The organism is Phyllobacterium sp. LjRoot231 (genome assembly GCF_964253365.1).
In the GTDB taxonomy this organism is placed as follows: domain Bacteria; phylum Pseudomonadota; class Alphaproteobacteria; order Rhizobiales; family Rhizobiaceae; genus Phyllobacterium.
Window position 1 is genome coordinate 1375948 of sequence record NZ_CAXUQT020000001.1, and the last position, 21908, is coordinate 1397855.

17 protein-coding genes and 1 pseudogene are annotated in these 21908 nt (G+C 55.7%); 8 read left to right on the top strand and 10 right to left on the bottom strand.

What is annotated here, in order from left to right; translation table 11 throughout:
• Window positions 1-92 precede the first annotated feature (92 nt).
• Genes ACSQ3H_RS06650 through ACSQ3H_RS06665 form a run of 4 tightly spaced genes read right to left on the bottom strand, consistent with a single transcriptional unit; the run spans window position 93 to window position 5235 of the window.
• The gene (locus tag ACSQ3H_RS06650; RefSeq protein ID WP_436116319.1) at window positions 93-1895 is read right to left on the bottom strand and encodes an ABC transporter ATP-binding protein; all 1803 of its coding nucleotides are present in this window, start codon (window positions 1893-1895) and stop codon (window positions 93-95) included.
• Window positions 1896-1899: 4 nt separating this feature from the next.
• On the bottom strand, window positions 1900-2892 hold the full coding sequence (locus tag ACSQ3H_RS06655) for a glycosyltransferase family 2 protein (RefSeq protein ID WP_436119370.1): 993 nt from the start codon (window positions 2890-2892) through the stop codon (window positions 1900-1902).
• Between the two features lie 48 nt (window positions 2893-2940).
• The gene (locus ACSQ3H_RS06660) at window positions 2941-4047 is read right to left on the bottom strand and encodes a glycosyltransferase family 2 protein (RefSeq protein WP_436116320.1); all 1107 of its coding nucleotides are present in this window, start codon (window positions 4045-4047) and stop codon (window positions 2941-2943) included.
• A gap of 12 nt (window positions 4048-4059) precedes the next feature.
• A complete protein-coding gene (locus ACSQ3H_RS06665; protein ID WP_436116321.1) occupies window positions 4060-5235 on the bottom strand; it encodes an acyltransferase family protein in 1176 nt (391 codons plus the stop codon).
• 698 nt (window positions 5236-5933) lie between these two features.
• On the opposite strand from ACSQ3H_RS06665, the gene ACSQ3H_RS06670 reads away from it, so the two are divergent.
• The 7 genes from ACSQ3H_RS06670 (at window position 5934) to ACSQ3H_RS06700 (ending at window position 13476) form a co-directional block, all read left to right on the top strand.
• Entirely contained in the window at window positions 5934-7103 is a 1170-nt protein-coding gene (locus ACSQ3H_RS06670; protein WP_436119371.1) for a helix-turn-helix domain-containing protein, read from the top strand.
• Window positions 7104-7422: 319 nt separating this feature from the next.
• Window positions 7423-8472, top strand: a complete 1050-nt coding sequence (locus ACSQ3H_RS06675; RefSeq protein WP_436116322.1) for a UDP-glucuronic acid decarboxylase family protein — start codon at window positions 7423-7425, stop codon at window positions 8470-8472.
• Window positions 8472-9458 (top strand): UDP-glucose 4-epimerase GalE, encoded by a 987-nt coding sequence (galE, locus tag ACSQ3H_RS06680; protein ID WP_436116323.1) that lies wholly within the window; start codon window positions 8472-8474, stop codon window positions 9456-9458. Before ACSQ3H_RS06675 ends, galE begins: the two co-directional genes overlap by 1 nt.
• Entirely contained in the window at window positions 9455-11326 is a 1872-nt protein-coding gene (locus ACSQ3H_RS06685) for a glycosyltransferase family 2 protein (protein ID WP_436116324.1), read from the top strand. Before galE ends, ACSQ3H_RS06685 begins: the two co-directional genes overlap by 4 nt.
• Before the next feature lie 44 nt (window positions 11327-11370).
• Window positions 11371-11967 carry a DUF995 domain-containing protein gene (locus ACSQ3H_RS06690; protein ID WP_436116325.1) on the top strand — a complete coding sequence of 199 codons (597 nt, stop codon included), beginning with the start codon at window positions 11371-11373 and terminating at the stop codon, window positions 11965-11967.
• Window positions 11964-12926 (top strand): glycoside hydrolase family 26 protein, encoded by a 963-nt coding sequence (locus tag ACSQ3H_RS06695; protein ID WP_436116326.1) that lies wholly within the window; start codon window positions 11964-11966, stop codon window positions 12924-12926. Before ACSQ3H_RS06690 ends, ACSQ3H_RS06695 begins: the two co-directional genes overlap by 4 nt.
• Before the next feature lie 34 nt (window positions 12927-12960).
• The gene (locus tag ACSQ3H_RS06700; protein ID WP_436116327.1) at window positions 12961-13476 is read left to right on the top strand and encodes a DUF995 domain-containing protein; all 516 of its coding nucleotides are present in this window, start codon (window positions 12961-12963) and stop codon (window positions 13474-13476) included.
• A gap of 115 nt (window positions 13477-13591) precedes the next feature.
• On the opposite strand, the gene ACSQ3H_RS06705 is transcribed toward ACSQ3H_RS06700, so the two are convergent.
• The 6 genes and pseudogenes from ACSQ3H_RS06705 to ACSQ3H_RS06730 all read right to left on the bottom strand — a co-directional run bounded on the left by ACSQ3H_RS06705 (window position 13592) and on the right by ACSQ3H_RS06730 (window position 20676).
• Window positions 13592-13933: a hypothetical protein gene (locus tag ACSQ3H_RS06705; RefSeq protein WP_436116328.1), complete on the bottom strand. Its 342-nt coding sequence runs from the start codon at window positions 13931-13933 to the stop codon at window positions 13592-13594.
• A 729-nt stretch (window positions 13934-14662) separates the two neighbouring features.
• Window positions 14663-16651, bottom strand: a complete 1989-nt coding sequence (locus tag ACSQ3H_RS06710; RefSeq protein ID WP_436116329.1) for a putative bifunctional diguanylate cyclase/phosphodiesterase — start codon at window positions 16649-16651, stop codon at window positions 14663-14665.
• 335 nt (window positions 16652-16986) lie between these two features.
• A pseudogene (locus ACSQ3H_RS06715) lies at window positions 16987-17728 on the bottom strand (SDR family oxidoreductase).
• A 38-nt stretch (window positions 17729-17766) separates the two neighbouring features.
• Window positions 17767-18756 (bottom strand): aldo/keto reductase, encoded by a 990-nt coding sequence (locus ACSQ3H_RS06720; RefSeq protein WP_436116330.1) that lies wholly within the window; start codon window positions 18754-18756, stop codon window positions 17767-17769.
• A gap of 16 nt (window positions 18757-18772) precedes the next feature.
• Window positions 18773-20254, bottom strand: a complete 1482-nt coding sequence (locus ACSQ3H_RS06725) for an MFS transporter (RefSeq protein WP_436116331.1) — start codon at window positions 20252-20254, stop codon at window positions 18773-18775.
• Window positions 20255-20280: 26 nt separating this feature from the next.
• Window positions 20281-20676, bottom strand: coding sequence for a (R)-mandelonitrile lyase (locus tag ACSQ3H_RS06730; protein ID WP_436116332.1), 396 nt, complete (start codon window positions 20674-20676; stop codon window positions 20281-20283).
• Between the two features lie 128 nt (window positions 20677-20804).
• Between ACSQ3H_RS06730 and ACSQ3H_RS06735 the strand changes: the two genes are divergently transcribed.
• A complete protein-coding gene (locus ACSQ3H_RS06735) occupies window positions 20805-21698 on the top strand; it encodes a LysR family transcriptional regulator (RefSeq protein ID WP_436116333.1) in 894 nt (297 codons plus the stop codon).
• Window positions 21699-21908: the final 210 nt, after the last annotated feature.

Genomic DNA, 21908 nt, shown 5'->3' on the forward strand with positions numbered 1-21908 from the left:
CTCTCGTCCTTCCAGGACGTCAACCTGCCCGCTATGGTTGGCGATCCGCTGGCCGACGAGGAAAGATTGCCATTGGAGGAATTCAGACCGTTTCAGCCCGAGGCCAAATGCTCGTCAGACGTTTCATGCTCATAGAGTTGATCCATGCTCAGTGAGGCTACTTCGGCAAATGGAGCCTGGCTCTTCACGCGACCGCCACTGAGGACCACAACATCATCGCAGAATGCAATTGTGCTCCGATGATGGCTGATCACGATCGTTGTACGCCGTCCTGCCCTCGCTTTCAGCGTCTCGACGATCGCCGCTTCCGAGAGACCGTCTACAGCGTTTGTGGCTTCGTCCAGAATCAGAATGTCGGGATCACGCACCATTGCTCTTGCCAGTGCAATGCGCTGCCGCTGTCCGGCCGACAGATTGACACCCCTATAGCCAACGATCGTTTGATACCCATAAGGCAGGTTTTCTATAAACTCGTGTGCCTCGGCTAATTTTGCCGCGCGCTCCGCTTCGGCGGCCGTCGCCAGGTCTTGCCCGTAGGTGATGTTCTCCAGAATCGTACCATCCACCAGTTCCAGGTCCTGGCTGGCCAGGGCGATCTGGCTTCGCCATTGGATGGGGTCGATCTGGCTCAAGGGCACGCCATCAACGATGATCTGCCCCTCATCGGGATCCACAAATCTGCAGAGAAGGTTCACCACAGTGGTTTTGCCGGCACCTGATCGACCGATGATTGCTGTCGAGCAACCGCTGCGGATTTCGAAGGTCGCGGAATGCAACACCGCGGCGCGGGAACCTGAACCAGGGTATTTAAAGGTCACGCCGTCGAAATGCATCCGTTGATGTAAGCCATGGGCCGGCTGTGTGCCCGCTGGAGGCTTCGGCTTGTCCGACGAATCCAGCAACCATCTCACTTCTTCCAGTGACCCGCTCCAACCCTGGATCTGGCTCCAGGACAATTGCAGGGCGCGCATATGCGGCTGCAGCCGGTAGAGCAGAACGATGAATGCGACGATAACCGGAAAACTCACGTTCACGACCCATGCGCCCACAACCACTGCCAAGAAAAGCATCGCATGCAGCACCTCGGTCAGCGGCGGTAGTGCCCCCTGCCGGGTTTGGAGGACGAAGCCAGCCCGGCGAACGGCGTCCGATGCTTTGTCGAAAACTACCTTTTCACGCTGCTCCTGCCCAAAGATACGGATCAGCCGTCCGGCATGCACTAGATGGAGCATTCTGGATGCAAGTTCGCCATTGAGCGTTGTGACACTACGGCTCGGGTCTTTCAGGCTGGCCGAGAGAATGGCGTGCGCCAGTTGGACCAGCGCCAGACCCAGCGCGACGAACAATGTCATCGGCCAGGACAGAAGCAGAAGGAAACCCAGCAGAATGATCGCGGCCGACGCGCTCACAATCGATGCGAGGACGGTCTGTATGGCATCCGAAGCCCGCCACGACTCGTTGGAGATGATATTCAGCAGCCGGCCGGGACTCTGTTGCAGGAAGAACGGGTATCCTATGCTCAGGAGCTGCTGTGAGAGCGCGCTTCGAATGGAGTGGCTCGCTTTCCCATAGATGTATGTGGTGAGCACGGTGTTTGAAAATGCCAAAACGTTCTTCAGCGTGATCAAGGCAAGGACAATGACCGCGATCATAACGAGTCGTTCTCCATCATCCAACCCCGATCCAACTTGTTGGAAGACAGCAGAGAGGCCGCCCATTCCCGCGTCATTCTCATGACCGGCAATGATGCTCAGCATGGGGATGACGAGACCGATACCGGCGCCTTCAAGCGCAGCGCTGCTCAGACCGAGGACGACCACAGCCGAAAGCAGGGGCAATTGCCGCCCCAGCGCGTCTCGCAGCATCTGCGTGCCTGGCAATACGAATTGCAACATGATGTCACCTTAGCTGAAGAGTTGCCTGTTTGTCTTGACGCACCTCTCGGCGACGCAGCCGTTTTGTTAAAAGAAGACCCACGAACGCGACAGCGCCCAGTAAATTCATGAATACAATAGGCCAATGCGACAGATGTAGCTCAGGATCGAACCGGGGCCCGCCGAAAAGCTCCTTGCAAGCCGATCTCACGGTCCAACAGAAATGGCGAAGCAGCCACGGCGCGCATCGGATATGCTTCACGTAAAGCCCCCCATTACCCAAGCTGTAATTTCGGTGAAGCCTCTCGACATCCTGACGAGAGCTTCGGCCGTGGTGGTGGAAGACAGTCATGTCGGGCACATACTCAACCGGGACGCTGAGCTGAAATGCGCGTATCAGGTAGTCGGTGTCTTCCGCGGCTCGCAGCGGCGCGCCCGCACCGAGCCGCTCGTCGAAATGGCCGATGCGGGCCGCGACCTCGCGATGCATCGTCATGTTACAGCCCAGTACGAAGCCGCCGGGATGGACGTCGCGTGTAAGCTGCGCCCGCGCAGTCGACCGCTTGACCGTGAATGGCAAATCATTGGGATTGCCGAGGTCAACTCGGCCGCCGCGGATGACTAACCGCTCGCCGGTCGCATAATGACGCTCCAAATCACGGAGATAGCCGCGATGAACTTCGCAATCGTCGTCAATGAAAATGACAATGCCGCCCCGCGCGCGCTCCAGCCCGGCATTGCGTGCGGCGGCCAAGCCGGGACGTGCTTCCACAAGCAGTGTAATCGCAACATCCGAGTCCGCAGCCACGCTGGTCACGTATTCTGGCGTGCTATCCGTCGAGCCATTGTCGACAACTACGAGTTCGCTCGTGAAGGAAGTATGGAACCGGCAGGCTGCCTCAATCGATCTAATGCAGGCCGCAAGAGCCGCGGCGCGGTTTCGCGTACACACAATGAAACTTGCATGCACCGGTTCTTCTGACACCGATGGAGCAATTGTTGACAGCGCACACGCCATTTTGAAACTGTTTTGGGCGGTCTGGTGGAGTTCGGTATCCATTCTGGCTCAGCCGATTAGATCATAACGGGGAAGGACGGTCGCAGCGGGCACGGATTGCAAGTACCGGGACAGTGCGTCGACCTGCCTATTGGCCGCAATTGAAATGCCACTGAACCACGGCATGTAAGCACCGAGGAGAAGACTATATCGTTCGCGGCGCCGAATTAGCCCCCATTTTTGCGTGCGAGTTAAGAACTCATGCGTTAACTCCGGTCGCTGTTCATCACCGATGAGCTGGTAGATAAAGTAGAAGAGGTTCAAGGTGCCTTCTTCATAGCTCGGCCGTATCGCCGCGGGCTGTGCCGAGATATTCTTTTCGAGCGTCAGGATACAGTCAGCAACCCGCTGGACACTGTCCGTCGTCACGGCGTCGGCGATGTCCTCGAAGACATCAGGATTGTCGACCAAACCTTCTCGCTCGAGATTCTCAGCAACGATCTTCAGATGCGTCTTGCGCATTTGTCGCTTGTGCCTGTTTGTGACGCTTTCGTCGTGGATACGGTAGGCGACCAAACTCTCACCGATCATTGCCGCTGAAAAGCGATCGGTAATCCGCCTGAAAAGATCGAAATCTTCTGCGTGGACATAGCGCGCGTCATAGAAAAGCATCTCATCCGGGATGACTTTCCTGTTGTAGACCACGGTCGAGTGCATGAAGATGGTAAAGAACTTCGACAATATCCCTAAACTTGCCCACTGGTAGAGCGGATCGAGCGAGCCCCGCACAATACGGTCGCCGATGAGTGTATCGATAGCCGTCCCGCAGATTGCGAGGTGGGGTTGCTGCTTAAATACCGAGACCTGGCGCGACAGGCGAGCCGTGTAGCAGACGTCATCTGCATCCATTCTGGCGACCAGTTCGCCCTTGGCCAGGGCCAAGCCCTCGTTCAACGTCGCGATGAGGCCGCGGTTTTCTCGTGAGACAATGGATATACGACCGTCAGCCTTCTGGTATCGCTCAAGAACCTGCAAGGAGCCGTCGGTCGAGCCGTCATCGATCGCGATGACCTCCAGACGCTCATAGTCTTGACGTAGAATGCTTGCCAACGCTGCGTCCAGATACGGTTCACCGTTGTAGACAGGCAGCAGGACGGAAACCAGTGGAGTGGACATGGTTCAGCTCGATCAGTTCATTGACGATTGAGGGTTCGGGAGAGCATTGCTGTCATCGATTGTATCGCGCAGGTAAGCGGGAATCCCCGGGTCTTTTGTCCCGTGAAACCCTTGAGCAGTGCTGCGATCTTTTGGAACGACGTAAGGGAAGAAATCTTTCAGCGCGTTGATCCGCTTTTCCAGGACCAGCCACGAAATGGAAGCAAGCATCAGTGTGCCCGCACCTGCGATGAGGAACCGACCGGGACCTTGCTCCGAGACATTGATAGGTATCCAGGGCTGAGCCTTGACGACCAATGCAAGGACGATCGCATGAAAAAGGTAAACGCCGTAGCTGATGCGACCCAAGGCAGTTAGTGGCGGGAATTCAGCAAGCCGACCGAGATAACCGCCCAATCCTGCCGAACAGTAGCCTACAATCATCACGAGCGGGACGAGAGGAAGGACCTCCAGCCCGATCCAGCGTGCCCAATCCAGCGTTACTGGCACCGGCATCGGTCTGAGCCACATCAGGGTGAGGAAGGCGGCGGAGAGCGGTGCCCAGCTTATCCTCATCCACCGGGGCGAGACCTCGGTCCTCGATCGCCACGCAGCGAGCAACGCACCGGATGCCAGTGCGTCCATCGATGCTGGAGGAAGCAGGTCACGAGCGAGAGAAGGTGTTCCCGTAACAGGCCAACAGAAACGAAATGCTATCGAAAAAAGGATGACGCCGATGCAAATCCGTTCGATCGAACGACGCGGTGCCAACAGAATAATCAACGGCCAGATAACGTAGAATTGCTCTTCGATGCTCAGACTCCACGTATGACACAAGATCCACGGCGTCCACTCATCGCGAAGGGCATACCAGAAGTTCGCAAGGTAAAGCGCGTGCCAGGCCAGCACCCTTTTGGATTGCTCCAGGTTAGCCAGCCAGACGAAACCCAACATACCGAAATATGCTGGGAAAATGCGTAATGCCCGGCGAATGTAAAACGATTTGAGTGCCGCCATCGGTTCGAATTCTGCTGCCGAGCGCGCATCCAGAAGGAGTCGCGTAATCAGGAAGCCGCTTAGCACGAAGAACAGGCGCACTCCGATATGGCCCCAATGGGAGCCATCGGTAGCAAAAAAATGCGCATAGAGTACCATTGTGACAGCAACGGCTCTCAGACCGTCCAACTGCCCATAACGCACATTCGACATAGGGACCCCTCAGCGTTCAGCTTTGCCGGCAAGCTCCTGGACTGCGTCAATTCTCCAATCGGCCACGGGTTTTTGCCGAGGATGCTTGCTCAATTTGGATGCACTTGCCATTCAATTGACCTTCCGGCAGCGGCTTGGCGCAGTTTATTGAAACTACGTTGCCTGTTGTAGCCTCCTTCGATAGGGGTTGAGCATGTCTCTCAGACCGCGTGATCACCTCGCTGAGATTCAACCGGCGGGCGTAGCGCCGCCTCGTTCGGCGCAGAAAATCGAGGCTGCTTCGAATTTGGCACGTGGCAGAAAGAGCAAGGTGCTCGTCTGTCAACATCGCCACCCAAATCCCTGCATACCAAACATTTACCGCACCGTAATCAGACTTTGGTCTGATTGAGGATCGCCATAAGTCTTATCTTTACTGGGCTGAAACCCAACGGAGGGACGGGGCATGCTTCTTGGCGCCTCGCCCAAATTCGATCTCGGGTTTTGGGATACCAGCGGGGGAAGGGCGCAAGATAAACAATTTCGCTTGTGATAATCTATAAACTCTCGCAGATCAGCGACCTGGCAGCTCGAACCAATCTCAGGCTTTCAAGAGGTCGTTAACCTTGCCGTGCGATGGTTTCAGTTAGGGGGCACTCATAGAGCGATGGGGGACCATTTTCGGTTTTCAGGAGGATAAATTGCCGGACGCTCCACGGATGGGACAACCGCCGCCGAGTCCAGTCGAAAGACAAGATGACGTGCAAGGCAACAATGGCTTGCCAGCACAAGCTGAACGCCGCCGCTGGCCGCGACAGTCAAAGACCACGCAGGAAGCCAGTTCGCCTTCGCCGCCAGCCCTGGAGCCACTACAGTTTTCCACGCGTGATCTAGGCTTGAATGATCAGTTTGCTGCTTGGCAGGCGTACTTGTCGCCTCTGGTTGATGTCAAATTGCCGGATGGTTCATCGCAGGAGGCAGGTTTCCCGGCCGACCACACAGCGTGGAATCTCGGCAGTATGCTTGTCGTTCAGCAGCACGCACCTTCTCACAGCTACTTGCGCTCGCCGGCCAAGCTGCGATCAAACACGATCGACCATTGGCATGTCGTGGTACTGCGCACCGGCCGGACGTGGACGGAAGTTGACGGGCACGTTTGCGAAGGCGAGCCGGGAAAAGTGGAATTGAGATCGTTGGGTTATCCATTTCGGGGCCGAACGACCGGCTCACAAAGTCTCTCATTTTACTTACCTCGCGAATTATTCTCTGACACAGCTGCGGGTAACGACATAAAGAACAACACGACGTTGTCCGGTAACTATACCAATCTATTGATCGAATATCTTGATAGCATCGAGGCAAAACTTGCCAGCTTGACGGTGAGGGACCTTCCCCAGGTGGTGCAGACGATCCGGGATATGATCGTGACGTGCATTTCGTCATCCGCAGAATACTCTGGTACAACAGAGTCACAAGGTCATTTAGCCTTGATGGAGCGTGTGCGCCGCTTCGTGCAGCGAAATTTGAATTCATCCGATCTCACACCGGACACATTATGCCGGGAACTCGGTATTTCGCGAACCCGGCTCTATCAATTGTTCGAACCGAGCGGCGGCGTTCTCCACTACATACAGAAGCGACGCCTCTTATCGGCGCACGCTGCACTGAGCAACTCCGCCAACCGTCAGCAAATCATCGAGATTGCGGCCGCTGTCGGGTTCACCTCAGCTGCCCATTTCAGCCGGGCGTTCAGCAAGGAGTTCGGCTATAGCCCGCGCGAAGCCCGGAACGTAGCTGTTCCACCCTATTTCGCCCACGCCGTTGCACCGACGGAAGTTGTTGACACCGCGCATTCATTTGACGAATGGCTTAAATCCCTCGGTCATTGATACCAACGCTGCCCTGATCGATATTAGGGCACGTATCGAGAACATGTTCCGGGCAGCGATAATCCAGCCTACTCCCGTAGCGTCACATCTCGTCCTTCAATAGTCTCCCGGCTTACCTTTTATCCCGCAAATGCGGGGTAGGGTCGCAAATATGGACGCAGCGGCAAGTTCCCGGATTCGCATCTAACGACAGTCCAGAGAGAAGAAACTATACCAAAAACAAGACGACAACGCCTCTCAAAGTACCTTCCACCGCTTGGAAGGAAGAAAGACAAGGGGCGTTGATCAGAAAAGAAAAACAAGTTTTTGGGGCAGAACAATGAAAACAATGCGTCCGCTATCCTCTCGTCCAAATGTCAACGCTCTCTTCGGCGATGTGCGTGTGGTTCGCTCGAAGCAACGGCCTCGGCACATCCTTGTCACCGGCGGCGCTGGCTTCCTTGGGTCGCATCTTTGCGAGCGTTTGCTCAAGGCAGGACACACTGTCATCTGCGTCGACAATTTTTCGACAGGGCTCGAACGCAATATCCGCCATCTGCGGAAATTCGAGCGTTTCAGTGTGTTGCGGCACGACGTTGTTGATCCGATCGATATCGAGGTCGATGAGATCTACAATCTCGCCTGCCCGGCATCACCGCCTCACTATCAGGCTGATCCTGTGCATACGATGAAGACCTGCGTCCTTGGCGCGCTCAATCTGCTGGAGCTGGCTGCGCGCACCGGAGCCCGCATTTTCCAGGCTTCCACCTCGGAAATATATGGCGATCCGCTGGTTCATCCGCAGGTCGAAGGTTACTGGGGCAACGTCAATTCATTTGGCCCTCGATCCTGCTATGACGAAGGCAAGCGTAGTGCCGAAACGCTCTTCTTTGATTTTCACAAGAAATACCATGTCGAGATCAAGGTTGCGCGAATATTCAATACGTATGGTCCAAATATGCGCCCCGACGATGGCCGTGTCGTATCGAACTTCATCGTGCAGGCACTGAGGGGGCAGGACATAACAATCTATGGTGACGGGTCCCAGACTCGTTCGTTTTGTTTCGTCAATGATCTCATTGATGGCTTTCAGCAATTGATGGCAACGGAATCGTTCTTCACCGGTCCTGTCAATCTGGGAAATCCTGTTGAATTCACCATTCGGGAGCTCGCCGAGAAGGTGATTGAACTGACCGGCTCGCGTTCGAAAACTATTCAGAACCCGCTCCCGACAGACGATCCGCGCCAGCGTCGCCCCGATATCTCACTGGCTCAGCGTGAATTGGGATGGCAGCCAATGGTGCCGCTCGCCGTTGGTCTGGAAAAGACGGTTCACTACTTCGATCGCCTCCTGGCCGAGGAAGCACACGAACTTGCGGAGATCGCATAATGTCCCCGCGAAGAGTTCTGGTAGCTGGCGGCGCCGGGTACATCGGTAGTCATACAGCGAAGCTGTTGCATTCGAATGATATCGAACCGATTGTGTTTGACAATCTCGTCACAGGAAATCGCTCTTCAGTACGCTGGGGGCAATTCGTGCACGGCGATATCCTCGACACAAGCAGCCTGACTCGGACCCTCAAGCAATATAAACCGGATGCGGTCGTGCATTTCGCGGCATCCGCTTATGTCGGAGAGTCCGTCGAAGATCCTTCCAAATATTATCGCAATAATGTCGTCGGGACATTGTCCCTTCTGGACGCCTGCCGCCATGCGGAAATCGACAAGGTCATTTTTTCATCGAGTTGCGCAACCTACGGTATTCCAGAAGTACTTCCCATCACTGAAACAACCCCGCAACGGCCGATCAATCCCTACGGCAGGACAAAGCTCGTTGCGGAGCAAATTTTGCAAGACTATGCGGCTGCCTATGAGTTGAGATATGTGGCGCTGCGATATTTCAATGCTTGCGGTGCCGATCCCGACGGCGAACTCGGTGAGTGGCATGATCCAGAGACACATTTAATTCCCAGAGCGCTGCTTGCGGCAGGAGGAGCAATTCCACACCTTGCCGTCTACGGTGACGATTACGCGACTGAAGATGGGACCTGTGTTCGCGACTATATCCATGTGACGGATCTGGCGCGTGCTCACGTGCAGGCGCTTGATCATCTTATCGAAGGCGGCCAAAACCTCTCTGTCAACCTTGGAACCGGACGTGGTTCGTCGATAGGGGAAATTATCGAGACCATCGGCCGTATTACCAAACGGGAGGTGCCGGTCGAAATGCATCCAAGACGCGCCGGCGACCCGCCGGCTCTTTATGCGGACCCGGCTTTCGCTCGTAGCGCGCTCGGATTTTCCCCCAAATATTCCGATCTGGAGACCATCGTCCGGACTGCGGCTCCTTTCTTTGGCCTGGAGTCGCGGGCATGACCGATGCGGGGAAAATTGCAGTGGACCTGGCCGAGCCGTTCCTGGTTCCGGTCCTCACAGGATATCGCAAGAGAGAATATCTTGTTGGCGCAGCCATCTGGTTGGCATTGCTTATCTATTTTTGGGGCTGGTGGTTGCAGCCAGAGCATTATATCGGCTTTTGGGGCTTCTTCTCAGTCAGTGCCATTCTGGCGTGGGTAACCCTTTTGCCAGCCTACTTCATGGCCATATTCTATCGGGCGCAGAAGCCGAATGGATCGCTTCGATTGCCTGCCGGTAGCCGCGTTGCCATGGTTGTAACAAAAGCACCCTCCGAGCCGGTTTCGATAGTGGCCACGACTCTGAAAGCCATGCTTGCCCAAGAGTTCCCCCATGACACGTGGCTTGCGGATGAAGACCCAACTCTCGAAGCTTTGAACTGGTGCAGGCAACATGGTGTTTTCGTGTCAACGCGAAAAAACAGGCCGGACTACCACCGCACGACTTGGCCGCGCCGTACACGCTGCAAGGAAGGTAATCTTGCCTTCTTCTACGATCATTTCGGCTATGACCGCTATGATTTCGTCGTGCAACTTGATGCCGATCATGTTCCCGAGCCCGGCTATCTCGTTGAAATGTTGCGTCCGTTTGCCGACCCGACTGTTGGTTATGTATCAGCGCCGAGCATTTGTGATCAAAATGCCTCGAAAAGCTGGTCTGCACGTGGGCGGCTTTATGCAGAAGCGAACATGCACGGCTCGCTTCAGGCCGGCTACACCGGTGGTCTCGCCCCGCTTTGCATCGGATCGCACTATGCCGTACGCACTCTTGCGCTTCAGGAAATAGGCGGCCTCGGACCGGAACTTGCCGAAGATCATTCAACAACATTGATGATGAACGCTCATGGCTGGCGTGGTGTGCATGCGCTTGATGCCATCGCACATGGCGACGGCCCCAGCACGTTTGCAGATCTTGTCACACAGGAATTTCAATGGTCTCGCAGTCTTGTCATGCTGCTCCTGCAGTATTCGCCAATCTACGTCCCGCGCTTGTCGTTGAAACTGAAATTCTCGTTTCTATTTGCTCAGCTGTGGTACCCGCTTTTTGCCCTTTTCATGGCCTTGATGTTCGCGATGCCGATTCTGGCTCTCGTTAGTCAACAGAACTTTGTCGCTGTAACCTATCTAGATTTTCTTGCTCACTTCACGCCGCTCTACATCACGTTGATGGTGTTGGTCTATCGTTGGCGTGCAAGCGGCTCGTTTCGGCCGTTCGATGCAAAAATTTTAAGCTGGGAGACGATGTTTTTCCTCTTTGCACGTTGGCCATGGGCCTTGGTGGGAACCGTTGCTGCTGTCCGCGACTGGATTACCGGCTCGTATGTCGATTTTCGGATCACCCCCAAAGGTACATCGGAAGTAGATCCGCTGCCTTCACGGGTTCTCATGCCCTACGGTATTCTTTCGATCGTTTCCGTGTTGCCCGTTCTTTTGGTGCAGGACGCAGGCGAAACGCGGGGGTTCTATGTCTTCGCAATTATCAATGCCGTGCTCTACACGCTTCTGTTTCTGACGATCGTCGTCCAGCATGCCCGAGAAAATACCGTCAGGATTCGGACAAGAACGTATCGTCCTGCCATGGCCGCCAGTCTCCTCACGCTCATTGTGCTTCCAGGCTTCGCGACTTTTGAACGCGGTAAGGAAGGACTGGCGTCACTTGCGTGGGGTGCCGGCCGGTTGAGACTTTACGAAACGACGTACGCAGTGTCCGGTGCCGGGCTTGGGGGCGGTGAGCTCCGCAAGTTGACATTCAAGCCACGGTGGCTGTCCGCAGCGCCGAATAACAACTTCTCGGAAGAAGAAGGGCTCAGGGAGGGCGAAACAAAATGAATTTGACAAGAACTCTAATGCGACACCTTGGGCAGGGCGAAGCGATGACACGGTCGAGGATTGAGCGAAAGGAGGTCAGTGCCAACAGGTCATTTCGCTGGTCGATGCTCATTTCATGTTGTCTGTCGGCTGTCACATTCGCGGACATCGCCCATGCCGATGGGATTGTCGCTCCCTCCGCAGATGCGCGGTTAATGACGGCTGTGGAACTCTATTTGCTTTACCGCGACAAATCCTGGATTTGGTCCGATGGCGCAGGACGTTTTGACGACGCGGAGCGCCGGTTCACGGCAAGAACCGGAGCCGGAGATACAACTGCATGGGCACAAGGCCGTTGGATCGTGACCGACGATGGCCGTCTCTGCCTCAACGCAGAATGGCACACGGTGTCAGGCGTCTATCCCAATACGAGCTGTTTCAGTCACAAGCGCGCCGGTGAAACTATCTATCAAAAGAAGGAACCGTCCGGGTCCTGGTATATCTTCAAACACGCATCGCCGGCCGAAAGTGACGAGTTCAAGAAGCTCGTCGCAGAAAATCTCGTCTCCCCGGATATAGCCACTATAAAATCCGATCTTCAAAATCAAAAAAGACTAGCAGGCAATACATTGACGAATGCTAGCAGGAGGAAAACCCAATGAACAATAACAAAACACGCACAGCGATTGCAGTTTCATTTGCAACTTTGCTGTTAACTGGAACGGTCCTGGCGGCAAGCGTTCCTCGAGGCATACCAACCAACGTGAAACCCACTACGGGTCACGTTTCCGATAAACGGCCAATCATTGGGCCGGATTCTGTTACTTTCGGCGCGTATGATCCGCATAGCGACTTTAGTACTGATCCGAACTCGAAGATCGAACACCTCTTCCTTCCATGGGAAGACGTCGATCTGTCATCGCTGTCGATAGCCGATGATTATGCCCAGAAGCGCGGACGAAAGCTTTTTATAACAGTGGAGCCGTGGTCGTGGTCCATTGACTGGCGATCCTCACCGGATCAACTCCTCAGCGGCATTCTAGCAGGCACGTACGATGCCAATATGGCCGCGGTTTGCTCGACGGCAGCCACACTGAAGAGTGATGTGACCATCCGCTGGGCACAGGAAATGGACGCTACCGACAACCAGTTCACCTGGTCGCACTGGAAGCCCGCCGAATATGCAGCTGCCTATCGGCGCATGGTGACCGTATGCCGAGAACATAATAAGTCGGCAAAATATATGTGGTCACCCAAAGGGGAGCCGGGTCTTGCTGCATTCTATCCCGGAAATGATGTCGTCGATATTATTGGCCTGTCGGTGTTCGGTCTGCAGCAATACGACAAGGATAAGTTTGGTAAGGAAAGAACCTTCGCGGAGACGCTCGCGCCTGGATACCGCCTGGTTGCAGGCTTCGGGAAGCCTGTCGTCGTGGCTGAACTTGGCTACGAAGGAGATTCTGCCTATGTTCGCAACTGGGCTGAAAATGCCGCCAAACAATATCCGGAATTTCCGCAACTCACGGCCGTCGTCTACTTCAACGATAAGGAAGTTTACCCTTGGCCTCGGCCTTACGGACTTCCCAATTGGCGGGTCGTTGGCGATGACGTCGTAAACTAGGCAGATTATCAATGACCCCGTTCAGGAGGAAGAAATGAGCAAAATTCGAACACTATCGCTTCTGTGCACGATCATTGCTGCTATGGGCGCAAGTGCCTTTGACGCTGATGCTGCGCAGAGCAAAATGGCGAAGCCTCCCGCAATGTCAGAGCCGCTGACCAGCGAGGAACTCGTTAAACTTTATGGGAATCGTTCTTGGATCTGGAAAGACGGTGCCGGCTATTTTGCAGTGAAACAACGCGAGTTCAAAGCGTGGACTGGGGAAGGAGCAGGCTCGTATGGTGTAGGCCATTGGTTTGTTACAGATCCCGGAAAGCTCTGCTTCAAGGCCGTCTGGTACGCAAAAACAGGAAAGGCCTCCGCATTGACCTGTTTTAGTCATCGCAAGAAGGGCAGTATCATATTCCAGAAGCGGGAACCGGATGGCGATTGGTATCCATTCAAAACAAATCCGGCAAGCACAAGTGATGAATATCGCAAGGTGCAACCCGGTGATTATGCCACTGCACGGTTGAATCGGATGCAATCGAAATTAGTGCAAATCAAGTAACGCCGTGGGTGCAAAGAGCTGGTAATCCCGGCAATTCACAGGCGTGGTTCTCTGAAAGCCGAACAGATATTTTGTTCGGCTTTCTCCGATCAAATGAATTTTCACGCGAAGATATTCATCTCGCGAAGCACCGCGACGTACGTCCAAATCCGCTTGGCGTACAAATATATGGCGCACGTCCGAGATAAGACGCTTTAATAATTTTTGTAGAAATCGTGCTTCTGCCTTTAGTGATTTTCTTTTTTGTGCCACCGGCCTTCAAGTCGCTTGGATATCCCAGATCGAGCGAGGCTGATTGTGCTTCAGCCCTTCTTACTGGCGTAGCCATAGAGACGACGGCAACTAAAGCAGCCATTAACATCACCTTTGTCAAATTCGATGCGTGTGTTGCACTATGTTTAGTGCCGCTGCGCTCTTTAAATAGGTAAGTATATAGAGTTGTATTAGTATTTCTCATGTTATGCAACTCCCCGTATTCGATATGTTAGGGTTTTACTGCAAAATAAATTTCAGGGCATTTAAGCAAATAGGTACAATTGAAACAAATTAGATATTTATTCATCTGCAGGCGGGCGAAGACCTGAACCAGGAAATTGCGGAGTAACGTGCGAACGTAGCACGGGGCGGCGGCGTTTGTCAGTGGGGTGGATGTGGGCAAGATCTCTATTGCTTAGGTCAGATTAGTTATTTGAGGGGCGGCTTGTGGGAACTATGCTCGGAGGATCGGTGCTAACGACCAGACACCGCATCCGACGCAGTCGGAACAGCGTCTGGCCTTTTTCCACTCGGAGGCGCGAGTGACGGTCAGAAATTGTATAATTGGAGAGATAACTCACCTCGTCGAAGATGACCTGTTTGTCGGGGAGGTGGTTTTTCAGTTTTCGGATGGGCGTGTCCCGTTGATGCGGCAGATGTCGACCCATGAGATGCCGATCGTCATAAGGATCAAAGGCGATAAGACCTGGCCTTTCGATCGCGTTCAATCGGAATTCTTGAAAAAGGCGGAAACCCTCATTTCGTAGGCTGGAAAGCATTTGGATGGCGCAACTATTGAATCGCTGAATGAGTACAATATTACCTCAGCCAAGGGTATCCACGACAGGATGGACTTCAGTCTCCGACCCACAATGCCTATTGATGAATAACAAATAGTTGTATCCAAAAACCCGATCGCGTAGCGTCCATCCTACTGCACGAGCGATCTGGATTGGTTGATCCATTCGATAGCTTCGTGTTGCGGCATTGGTTTTGCAAAATAATGACCTTGCATCGTCGAGCACCCGAGTCGCCGCAACACGCGTAGATCCGCCTCTGTCTCAACACCCTCAGCTACGACCTCTATTCCGAGTGACTTGCCGAGGCTGAGGATTGATTGCACTACATTGCGATCGTCCGTCGACGCGGCGATACCATAGATAAATGAGCGGTCAATTTTGATCCGATCGACATGGAGTTGTCGAAGTGATGACATCGATGAATAACCGACACCAAAATCGTCGATGGCAATCCGCACTCCCTTACCGGTCAACACGGCGAGTTTGCCCTGTACCGATCGGATATCCTTAGCTGTGTCCTCGGTGATTTCGATCTCCAGCATCGAAGCCGGCAGATCGAGTTTACGCAGTTTTGCGATGATCAGGTCGTCCACAGCGAGTTGAGACATTTCGCGCGGAGACATGTTCATCGCCACCCTCAAGTGACCGAGATTCATGGCGCGCAAGGTCTGCATCATGGCGCAGACATCCTTCAGGATGTATCGAAAAAGCGGTTCTGCAAGTCCGGCAAACGATGCGACCGCCACCAAATCGGTCGGGGGAATCCAGCCGTGTCCTGGATGGTTCCAGCGTACGAGAGCTTCCAGGTCAGTAAGGGTGCGTCCGCCGTCACCAAAAATGGGCTGAAACCAGACCTCCAGTGCATCATTGCTCAACGCTTTCGCGAGGTCCCGCTCTATGTCGCGCCTCATCGCAAGGTGAGCGCGCAAGTCGTCGTCGAACACATAATATCGATTGCGACCCTGCGATTTCGCCCTGTAGAGAGCCGCGTCTGCACGAACCAACATCTCGTCGACATCGAGTTCGTCAGATCCACAAACGCCGATGCTGACGCCAATGCGGCCGGCATCGAAGGTGGCGAACGGAATGGATATTGCTGCGATTAACTTGGTCGCCACAATTGAAGGTTTGTCCTTACAAAGTGCGCAGTCGAGCAAAACAGCAAACTCGTCTCCCCCCAAACGTGCCACAAGGACGCCGCTTTGAAGACTTTGACGAAGCCTCCGTCCGACTTCAACAAGCACCCTGTCGCCCGCTTTATGACCGAAAGCGTCGTTGATCGATTTGAAGCCGTCGAGATCGAGGAGCATTAGCGCGAACCCCGTTGTGCTCGAGGATGGCAAAGATGCGACTTCTTGCATGAACCCACTACGGTTGAGAAGTCCGGTCAACTCGTCATGGGCGGCGCGATGTCCCAATTCAACAGCGGCTTCCGTTGCCTGATCCCTGGCTGCTTCAAGGGATTTCGCCATGGCGGTAGCCTCATTCTTTAGCCTGCTGGACTGCCGGAATAATGCTTCGCTTTCCCACGCTCCACGTATCAAGGCTGCAAGGTAAAGTATTGTCGTTGCCGCCAGGCAGTAGCGGTCAAACCCGCCCGCATAGACGAGGCATCCGGAAACTGACAAAAGAACCGGAACAATGTAGCAAATCGGCATGCGTGCATAAGCAAACCCGGCGGTTATTGCGCCTGCTGTAATTCCGCATAGGACGATCAGGTAGAATACCGTTTGCGGGGCGGTGTAACCCTCGCACAGCACTGCAATAAAGGCCCAGACGACGCCAGATATCGCCGCCGTGGCCGACTGCAAGAAGAGATGCTGCCTTACCGATGCCGGATCCAGATTCTTTGGCTCAACCGGATCATCGGGACGAAGAAGTCCTATAGGAAAACGGCACAGAATTATCCGAGCCACATTGACAAGGCTTGAGGCGAAAAACCACAACAATCCCGCCAGTCCGTACCCGTAGTGAAAAGCGACGAGCAGGCTGGTTAAACCGAGAATAAAACTCACCGGAATGGAAATAAGCATGCTGCGCCGCACTGCCATAAGTTGGTCGGCAAGGATCAAGTATTGCAACGGCAGCGTACTCGCTTCTGGAGGTTGGTTGGCGCTCATCACTTGTCTACCAGAACTGCATTGTTTGCCGAAAGGCAGCTTAACCGGTTTCTGCATAATTATTGGTAACTTTATGGTCCTCCAGAGAAATGCAGCTCCCTTGTTTGAATGACTCGGCTCCCGGCGTTCTGGCATGGCGAGATCGAGGTTTCTAAGGTTTAGTCTAACGTCAACGAAGGACTGCTTTTGGCCCGAAGCGACTGTTCCGCGGCCACAGCACTCGATACAATGAAGGACATCGCGTGCTAGCCGCTCGACTGATTGCTATGAGAGTCGCGTCGCACACCGCGATGAGGTGAGCGGAGGGCGAAGGCGGCGCCCGACCGCCCTCGTGTTTAGTATTCCTGGCTGGTCGGCCTGAACAGGATTTCGTTGATATCCACATCCTCGGGCTGGCTCATGGCGAAAGCGACCGCGCTAGCGAAGGAATCCGGGGAAATGGCGACACGTTCGTACAGCGCTCGAACATTCTCGGCGACGTCGGCTTCAGTGATGCTGTCCGGTAGTTCGGTCGCGACCGCACCCGGGGAGATGATGGTGGTGCGGATGTTGTAAGGCTTGACCTCCTGTCTAAGTCCCTCGGAGATCACCCGAACTCCATGTTTGGTGGCGGAATAGACGGCACCGCCCGGACCGACCTTATGCCCCCGCGACCGACGAGACATTGATGACATGGCCGCTCTTCTGTTCCTTCATGTAAGGCAGTACAGCCGCGATGCCATAGAGCACGCCCTTGAGGTTCACGTCGATCGTGCGGTCCCAGTCATCCACCTTGCCTCGTTCCAGGGGTGAGTGCGGCATCAGCCCCGCGTTGTTGATGATGACGTCGACGCGGCCGTGGAGTTTCACGGCATGGTCCACCAGATGCTTGACCTGTGCGATTTGCGTTACGTCGGTTTGTAGGGCAGCGTCGCCGCCGAGCGCCAGTTCCTCGGCGAGTGCCTGGAGCCGCTCAAGGCGGCGAGCTCCGAGGACAAGCTTGGCTCCATCCCGGGCGAGGCGGCGGGCAGCTGCCTCTCCCAGCCCGCTGCTCGCGCCCGTGATGACGACGACTTTGTCTTTGATACCTTCTGTCATTACGTGTCCTTATCGGTTGTTTGAGTGGCTCCCGACCGCTAACGGTCGACCCTGGCCTGCAGGTGCGGGGGATAGCGATCGCCTTTCACGGTGATCTTCGAAACGGCATTCTCGATGTCACGAAGATCGTCGGAGGTCAGTTCAACATCGGCCGCCCCGATGTTCTCCTCCAGTCGGTGCAGTTTGGTGGTTCCAGGAATGGGAACGATCCACGGTCGCTGGGCAAGCAACCAGGCGAGCGCGGTCTGGGCCGGCGTCGCGTTCTTCTCAACTGCGATCTTGCCAAGCAGATCAACGAGAGCCTGGTTGGCCTTGCGGGCCTCGCGTGTGAAACGTGGCACGATGTTGCGGAAGTCCGTGCTGTCGAAGGTCGTGGTCTCGCTGATCGCGCCTGTGAGGAAGCCTTTGCCGAGCGGGCTGAACGGAACGAAGCCGATCCCAAGTTCGTCAAGCGTCGGAATGATTTCCGCCTCTGGCTCGCGCCACCATAGAGAATATTCGCTCTGGAGTGCGGTTACCGGCTGGACCGCGTGAGCACGACGGATCGTCTGTGCCCCTGCTTCGGACAAACCGAAGTGCTTGACCTTACCCTCCTGAATCAACTTTTTAACCGTTCCTGCGACGTCTTCAATCGGTACGTTTGGATCGACGCGGTGCTGATAGAAGAGGTCGATGACGTCGGTCTTGAGACGCTTGAGGGCAGCCTCGGCGACTTCCCGGATATGTTCCGGTCGACTGTTCATGCCACTCTGTCCGCCCTCGGCATTGAATTCGAAACCGAACTTCGTCGCGATAACGACCTTGTCACGGACAGGTGCCAGAGCCTCGCCCAGGAGCTCTTCGTTCTTGTAAGGGCCATAGGCTTCAGCGGTATCGAAGAAGGTTACGCCACGGTCGAAGGCAGCGCGTATAAGCTTGATTGCCTCCTGGTTTTCCGTCGCCGGACCATAGCCATAGCTCAGTCCCATGCATCCGAGACCGATAGCCGAGACTTCCAGACCGCTCTTTCCAAGTTTACGTTTCTGCATGTTGTTCTCCATCAGGTTAGGCCGTGCGAGCCACTTCACCACTCACACGGCATTGTTGCACTACTCCCGGCAGAACCTCTGCCTCGGTGCTGTCGCTGACCTCAACAATCTTGCGCGGCCGGACGATCAGCGCGAGCACAAGCAGAAGTGCCAGCGCCAGCATGGCGGTTCCAGCGGTCAGCGAGATCGAAACGCGATGTGCCAGCAACTCCCGGCCACCAAGACCGGCGCTGCCGATCTCGGCCACCGCGATGAGCACGGCGAGGCCCAAAGAGTTGCCCATCTGGTGTGCGACGTTGACGACGCCGGAGGCGGCTCCCGCGTCCCGGGGAGTGACACCGCTCACGCCGAAGGCCGTCAACGGGCTGAGCGCCAGGCCCTGACCTGCGCCGACCAGTATCATCGGCAGGGCAATGCTGATCAGATAGGATGTGTCGATCGATGCGCGGCTAAGCCATGCCATGCCGACAACACTGCACGTGAGACCAACAGCCAGAAGGCGCGGGTTCCCGTAGCGGCGCGAGAGCTTTGGAACCGCCATAGCCACCGCGAAGTTGACGAGGGTTGCCGGAAGGAATGCAACCCCCGTAAGCGACGGCCTGTAGTTAAGCACGCTCTGCAGAAACTGGGTCGTGAAGAAGAAAAATCCGATCATCGCTCCGAGAAACAGCAAACGAGCTGCATAAGCACCTACGCGCTCGCGGTTGGCGAAGAGGCGCAGGGGCATGATCGGTTGTTCCGCCTGCCATTCGTTCAGGACGAACACGACGAGCAGCACTACGGCGGCGACAAGCGCAACGATCGTCACGGCATCGCTCCAGCCTGCGCTTGCCGAACGGATCAGCCCATAGACGAGCGTGCTCATGCCAACTGTAGAAGTGAACGCGCCTATGAGGTCGAACTTGCCTGTGTGACGCTCTGTCTCGGCGATGTACCGCCGCGCCGCCCAAATCATGGCGATCCCGATCGGCAGGTTGATGAAAAATCCGACCCGCCATGAGAGCCAGTCAGCCAGCACGCCGCCGAGGACGAGACCCACGCTGGCGGCGACGCCTGCGACCGCGCTGTAATAGGCGACAGCCCGTGTGCGCTCATGGCCCTCAGCGAAGTTGGTCTGCAGTAGGGCGAGGGTAGACGGTGCAAGAATGGCCGCGCCGAGGCCCTGAACCGCGCGTGCCGTCAACAACCAGGAAGGTGATGGAGCGAGACCGATCACCAGCGACGCCAACGTGAACGCCGCCAAGCCGGCAATGAACATGCGGCGTCGGCCGAGGATATCGCCGGCTCGAGCACCCAGGAGCAGGAAGCCGCCGAAGGTCAGGGTGTAGGCGCTCTGCACCCATGCCAGGCCGGAGGCGGTGAAGCCGAGGTCTTGGTGAATCTTGGGAAGTCCTGTCAGGACGATGGAGATGTCGAGCACGATCATCACATAGCTAACAAGGATGATCGCCAGGATCGCTGTTTTGCTTGCTCCGGTCGTCGGTGTTGCAGCAGACATGTTGGTTCTTTCGGTTCGCCGAGCGATCAAGCCTGGTACTGCTCATCGGTGACGTGTTCCATCCAGTCGACGACCTTGCCGTCGAGGGATTCGGCGATAGCAACGTGCGTCACGGCCGTTGTCGGCGACGCGCCATGCCAGTGCTTCTCGCCCGGTTCAAACCGGACCATGTCGCCCGGCCGTATCTCCTCAATCGAACCGCCCTCTCGCTGGACGCGTCCCAATCCCGAAATGACAAGGAGGATTTGCCCCAAGGGATGCGTGTGCCAGGCCGTCCGTGCTCCCGGTTCGAACGTGACGGTCGCGCCGCCAACCCGCGCTGGTGTGCTTCCCTGAAAGGGGGAGTCGATGCGAACGGTGCCGGTGAAGTAATCGGCGGGACCTTTGGCCGATGGCTCGGATCCGGATCGCTTGATGTTCATGGATGTCATCCTTTTTCGTATCGGAACGGCAGTATTTTCGTGGCCCATTTTGATGAATGACATTAATGCGTGCGATTGCCCCCGATTAGATGGTATAAATCGCTAGAGCTTATGAGAAAGATTCATGAATGGCCCGCCAGTCTGTCAACGACCTGATCGTTTTCCTGGCCGTCGCGCGAGAGCAAAGCTTCACTAAGGCGGCGGCCAAGCTCGGGGTTTCGCAATCGGCGCTCAGCCACACCATACGGGGTCTGGAGGAGCGTCTCGGACTTCGACTCCTGACGCGCACGACGCGTAGTGTCTCGCCGACTGAAGCGGGGGAACGATTGCTGGTTTCGATCGGCCCTCGGTTCGACGAGATTGAGGGCGAACTCGCGGCCCTCAGCGAGTTCCGCGACAGGCCGGCAGGTACCATTCGCATCACCACCGCGGAGCACCCGGCCGAAGCCGTCCTCTGGCCCGCGCTCGAGAAACTTCTGCCCGAGTACCCCGACATCCATGTCGAAGTGATCGTTGACTATGGCCTGACCGACATCGTCGCCGAGCGCTACGATGCTGGCGTGCGTCTCGGCGAGCAGGTGGCAAAGGATATGATCGCCGTGCGAATTGGCCCTGACATGCGTATGGCGGTCGTCGGTGCTCCAGCCTACTTCGCCCGCCGCCCGAAACCACTGACCCCTCAGGATTTGACTGATCACACCTGCATCAACATGCGGCTACCGACCCATGGCGGTATCTACGCCTGGGAGTTCGAGAGAGACGGGCGTGAATTGAAAGTGCGGGTGGAAGGCCAGCTGGTATTCAACAACATCGCGCTCAGGCTGAACGCGGTGTTAGCGGGGATGGGGTTGGCGTTTATGCCCGAAGATTTGGTGCGGGCGCATATCGCGGAAGGACGCCTGGTCTGCGTCCTCTCCGACTGGTGTCCGCCGTTTCCGGGTTATCATCTCTACTATCCGAGTAGGCGTCAGGCCTCACCTGCATTCGCGCTGGTGGTGAATGCACTTCGCTACCGTGTGTGATGCTTGCCGGGTCTAACAAGCGGCTGCTTCTGGCACGAAGCCGACATGAAACGTGAATTTAGCGTTCGGTGAACCATGGCTCGCAATAGAGCAGTAGCGGCTCTCATCCCTGCCTTCGGCTGTAGCAAAACAAGCAAATGGCGTTGGGCAGGGACCGTTGAAAATGTAACGCTCCCTCAGCCGGCGCATTCATCCACATTTCTGTTTGCT